This is a genomic window from Actinoplanes solisilvae, assembly GCF_003999975.1.
GTDB lineage: Bacteria > Actinomycetota > Actinomycetes > Mycobacteriales > Micromonosporaceae > Actinoplanes > Actinoplanes solisilvae.
In genome coordinates, this window is record NZ_RJAC01000065.1 from 1 (window position 1) to 4,685 (window position 4,685).

4 protein-coding genes and 1 rRNA gene are annotated in these 4,685 nt (G+C 70.4%); 1 reads left to right on the plus strand and 4 read right to left on the minus strand.

Annotated features, from left to right (window positions below; all coding sequences use genetic code 11):
• Positions 1–124: 124 nt before the first annotated feature.
• The gene (locus EER30_RS46525) at positions 125–1,249 is read right to left on the minus strand and encodes a glycosyltransferase (RefSeq protein WP_205650733.1); all 1,125 of its coding nucleotides are present in this window, start codon (positions 1,247–1,249) and stop codon (positions 125–127) included.
• The gene (locus tag EER30_RS46530) at positions 1,246–2,388 is read right to left on the minus strand and encodes a glycosyltransferase family 4 protein (protein WP_127509736.1); all 1,143 of its coding nucleotides are present in this window, start codon (positions 2,386–2,388) and stop codon (positions 1,246–1,248) included. The genes EER30_RS46525 and EER30_RS46530 overlap by 4 nt, the downstream gene beginning before the upstream one ends.
• Before the next feature lie 108 nt (positions 2,389–2,496).
• Between EER30_RS46530 and EER30_RS46535 the strand changes: the two genes are divergently transcribed.
• Positions 2,497–3,246, plus strand: coding sequence for a hypothetical protein (locus tag EER30_RS46535; RefSeq protein ID WP_127509739.1), 750 nt, complete (start codon positions 2,497–2,499; stop codon positions 3,244–3,246).
• Here the strand turns inward: EER30_RS46535 and EER30_RS46540 are convergent.
• Together EER30_RS46540 and rrf are read right to left on the minus strand one after the other, a co-directional pair.
• Positions 3,239–4,423: a phytase gene (locus tag EER30_RS46540; protein WP_240670772.1), complete on the minus strand. Its 1,185-nt coding sequence runs from the start codon at positions 4,421–4,423 to the stop codon at positions 3,239–3,241. The genes EER30_RS46535 and EER30_RS46540 overlap by 8 nt on opposite strands.
• A gap of 155 nt (positions 4,424–4,578) precedes the next feature.
• Positions 4,579–4,685 (minus strand): 5S ribosomal RNA (gene rrf, locus EER30_RS46545); the annotation flags it as partial.

A 4,685-nucleotide genomic window follows, 5' to 3' on the forward strand; every position in this document is an offset into this window, starting at 1 on the left:
ACCACCCAAAATCCCCACCCCCGGATGGCTCCAAGCCCAACTCCTCACCCACCTCAAAGTCGACCCCACCCGACCCCGCTGGCTATAACGGCAGTCCAACACCATGTGCGAAGTCCAGGTCTAGTCAGGGCCGAGTCGCCGGCGCGGGAACTCGGTGGGCGGCCAGGAAGCCGTCCACCGACCTCGTCCACGGAAAGGTCTCGGCCTGCGCGCGAGCGGCCGCCCGGCGTACGGGTTCGGGCTGGGACAGCAACATCCGAACCGCGTCGGCATAGGCCGGGCCTTCGCCGGGAACGGCCAGCCCCGCGTCGCCGATCACCTCGGGCAGCGCGCTCTCGGCGCTGACCACGACGGGCGTGCCGCTGGCCAGGGTCTCGAGCGCGGCCAGGCCGAAGGTCTCGATCGGGCCGGGCGCGATCGCCACGTCCACCGTGGCCAGCAGCGCCGCCAGCCGAGCCCGGTCGGCCACGTGGCCCAGGAACCGCACGGGCAGACCGCGGTCGGCCGCCTCGGACTGCAGGGCGCTGCGCAGCGGCCCGTCCCCGGCCACGACCAGCACGGCCGGGATCCCGGACTTCCGCAGGCCGGCCAGCGCCTCGAGGGACCGGCGCGGCTTCTTCTCGGGCGCGAGCCGGCCGCAGTGCAGCAGCATCACGTCGTCGGGCCCGGACCAGAGCGTCCGCATCCGCGGGTCGTGGTTCGCGGGCGTGAAGCTTTCGAGGTCGACCCCGAGCGGCACCCGCGTCAGATTGCGTACGCCAAGACGCGCGAACTCTCGCGCCGCCCACTCGGTCGTACAAACGATCTGATCGTGGTCGGCGGCCGTCCGCCCGTTGAGCAGGTCGCCGAGGCGGCGGCTGGGACCGGGGCCGAAGAGGCGAAGCAGCCCGTCCAGGCTTTCGTGCGACACCATCATCGACGGGATGTCCTGCCGTCGCGCCCACCGCCCGAGCCAGCGCAACGTCGATCGATCGGAGACCTCGATGCGGTCGGGCCGAAGCGCGCGCAGCGTCGTGCTCAGCCGTCGGCGGTCGAGCAGAAGCCGATAGCCACCCATTTTCGGCACCAGCGGGCCGGGCAGGGTGATGACGCGGCCCTGCTCGGTCTGCTCGTCGGAGAACTCGGGACCGGGAATCACCAGCACCGGCTCGTGACCGGAGGCGAGATAGCCGGCGCCGAGATGCCGCAGGGCGGTGCGCAGCCCTCCGGACCGCGGGGTCACGAAGTTGGCCACCCGGACGATTCTCACGCGGCGACCGCCCTTCGTTCGAGGAACCCGACGCTACACGCAGCGTCGTAGTGCCCCAGCAGCTCCTCACCGACGGCGTACCAGCTACGGCCCTCGATCGCGCGGCGTCCGGCGGCCCCGAAAGCAGCCCGCCGATCCGGGTCCGAGACCAGATCTCGTACGGCGTCTGTGAAGCCCTGGGCCTCGAAAGGCGGAACCAGGAAGCCGGTTCGGTCGTGCGCGACGAGGTCGACCGGGCCACCGGCGCGAGGGGCGACGACGGGCAGGCCGCTCGCCATCGCCTCCTGCACGGCCTGGCCGAACGTCTCGTACGGGCCCGTGTGCGCGAAGACGTCGAAGCTCGCGTAGAGCTCGGCCAGTTCGACACCGCGGCGCACCCCGAGGAACGTCGCCGCCGGAAGGGCCTTGCGCAACTGTGGTGCTGCCGGGCCGTCGCCGACGACCACCAGCCGTACGCCGGGCAGGCGGCTCACGTCGGCCAGCAGGTCGATCTGCTTCTCAACGGCCAGCCGCCCGACGAAACCGACAACAACCTCGCCGTTCGGGGCCAGCCGGCGGCGCACGGCCGCACTGCGCCGGCCGGGATGGAACAGCTCGTCGTCGACGCCCCGCCGCCAGAGGTGAACCCGTTCGACCCCGTGCGTGTCGAGGGCCGCGGCCGACTCCGACGACGGGACCAGGGTGCGCGACGCCAGGTTGTGCACGGTCTTGATCCACTTCCAGGCCGCGCCCTCGGTCATGCCGACGCGGTAGGCACGGGCGTACGCGGCGACGTCGGTCTGATAAACGGCAACCGTGGGCAGGCGCAGCGTACGAGCGGCCAGCAGCCCCCACGCGCCCAGCACGAACGGGCTGGCCAGATGAACCAGGTCGGCACCGAACGTACGTAGCGCCCCGGTGAGCGTCGGCGTCGGCAGCCCCAGCCGGATCTGCGGATAGCCGGGCATCGGCAGGGACGCGACGCGCACCACCGGATAGGGCACGTGAACCGGGGTGTCACGCACCGAGGGCGGCGGCTGCGGGGCGATCACCATCGGCTGGTGCCCGCGACGCAGAAGATGATCGGCCGTACGCACCACCGAGTTGGCGACGCCGTTCACATCGGGCAGGAACGACTCCGTGACCAGAGCGACTCGCATGCAGCCACGATCGCCGCCGTCGATGTCCGGCACAGCATCGCCGTCGTGGCCGAATGCCTAACGCTGCTCAAACGACTAGGAGGCGAGCCCGCTGGGTATCCTGCCGGCGTGAGATGCCGGTCGATCGCTGCGCTCCTGCTGAGCGCGATGACTGTCAGCCTGGTGGCCGCCTGCGACTGGTCCGGCGGCGACGGGCGCGACCGCAACCCCGAGAACAGGCCGGGCTATCTGATCGGTGAACGCCACGATCGCGACGCGCACCGTGTCCGCGGCGACGGCGACGTGTCCTCGTTCCAGCTCGTCAGCGGGGCCGACGTGGTGCGGGTGCGGCTCGGCGACCTCGGCGGCGATCTCTACGAGTTCTCGACCCCCGACGACTCGAAGGTCGCGCCGACCGCCGCGATCGAGGGCATCGACCTGGTGGCCGGCCTTCGTGACACGGGCAAGAGCGGGCCGGCCAACCTGACGGTGGTGCTCAGCGACGACGTGCGGTGGCAGGTGCGGCTCGCGGGCGGCGCCAAGGACGAGTCCGTCGACCTGACCGGCGGCTCCGGCGGCGACGTCGACTTCAGCTCGGGCACGGAACGCGCCTCGGTGATCCTGCCCGCGGCTCAGGGCACACAGCGGGTGTTGCTCGGCGGGGGCGCCGGCCTGCTCGCCGTCCGTTTGACGGGCCAGGCTCCCGTACGGGTCTTCGCGCGCGGCGGCGCGGGCAGCGTCACCATCGACGGCACCACCCGCACGGGTGTCGCGGGCGGCTCATCATGGCTGCAGGACGGCTGGGACGGAGCCGCCGCCCGCTTCGACATCGACGCGACCTCGGGAGTCGCCGCGATGGTCGTTCAGCGCGTCACCTGAGGTTGATCGACCGCCAGTCGACGTATTTGAAGTTGGTGCTCACCCGGCCGCCGTTCGGGGTGTTCTCGCCGTCGTGCAGAACAAGCAGGCCCTTCGGATATCCGGGCAGCGGCACCGAGGTCGCAGCGGCGCCATCCGAGTGCTGCACGCCGTCGACCCGGGCGTCGACCGCCTGGAAGCTGGTCAACGGCCGGTTCGTGCGACGGTCGTACACATAGAACTTGCTGTCGCCCTGGCTCGAGACGACCAGATAGCCGTCGCGTTTGCCGGTGGGGTAGATCGTGGCACCCTCGACGTCAGCGCGGATGCGGCCGCCGAAGCCCGCGTCGGGGCCGAGCTCGCACTCCTCGGTCTCCGGGTCGTAGGCACCGGGCGTGCCGTATTCGGCGACGCGCTCGACGACCCGAGGAACACCGACGAACCGGTCGCGGTCGAGCTGGATCTTCCACAGCGCGACGTCTTCCTGCGCGGCGTAGAGCACACCGGCCTCGGCGTCGACGACCATGCCCTCGATCTGCGGATCTTCACCCGGCTCGAGGCACGGCGTCCAGGTCGCGCCGTTCGGGAGCTGGAACTCCTTGGGGAGGTCGAGCTTGTCGGTGACGCGGTAGCTGACGCTGTTCTTCCGCTCTTCGAGCCGGAAGATGCCCAACGTCGTGCTGTGCCGCCGGCTGACAACCGCATAGCGCCCGTACGTCGCTAGGCCGTACCCGGTTGCCTGGGCCTCGACCTCGGCCTCGTCCCGCGAGAAGAGCAGAGGTGCGTCGGCCGACGTGACATCGGTGAGCCGACCGGACGCGTCGATGCGGTAGACGCGAAGCTTGTCGAGCCCGCGGTCGGTGACAACGGCGTAGTCCTGCCGGCCCTTGCCGAACCCGGTCACCAGGTCGACGTTGTTGAATCGGCCGCCCTCGGGCGGCAGGATCGACTGCACCTCACGGCCGGCCAGGTCGTAGACCCGCAGGCCACCGTTCTTGGCTGTGCCGATGACGCGGCTGCGCGACTTGTCGGCCTGGTTGACCCAGATCGCGGGGTCATCGGCGTCGGAGTCGCCGCCGGCCTCGTCATCGAAGAGAGCGGGCGTTTCGACGGTTGCGCGGATCTCTTGCAGAAGGCCATTGCCCGGCTTTCCCCCGGCGTGGGCCGGCGGTCCAGCGACGGCGGTGCTCAGAGCCACGAGGGCGACAATGCCAGCGGTACGGCGCATAGGTAGCAACGATTCCTGAGAGAACTAGCCATCGGGTAACCGGAGGCTGAATCTTCGCTGAGACGATTCCGGCCGTAAAAAGCAGTAGGCCCACCCCGTGTGGGGTGGGCCTACTGTCACGTTGAGTCCGGCGGCGTCCTACTCTCCCACACCCTCCCGAGTGCAGTACCATCGGCGCTGGAGGGCTTAGCTTCCGGGTTCGGAATGAGACCGGGCGTTTCCCCTCCGCTAT

Coding starts and splice junctions, on each gene's coding strand:
- EER30_RS46530 (WP_127509736.1), bottom strand. CDS start 2,388: ATGCGAGTCGCTCTGGTCACGGAGTCGTTCCTGCCCGATGTGAACGGC.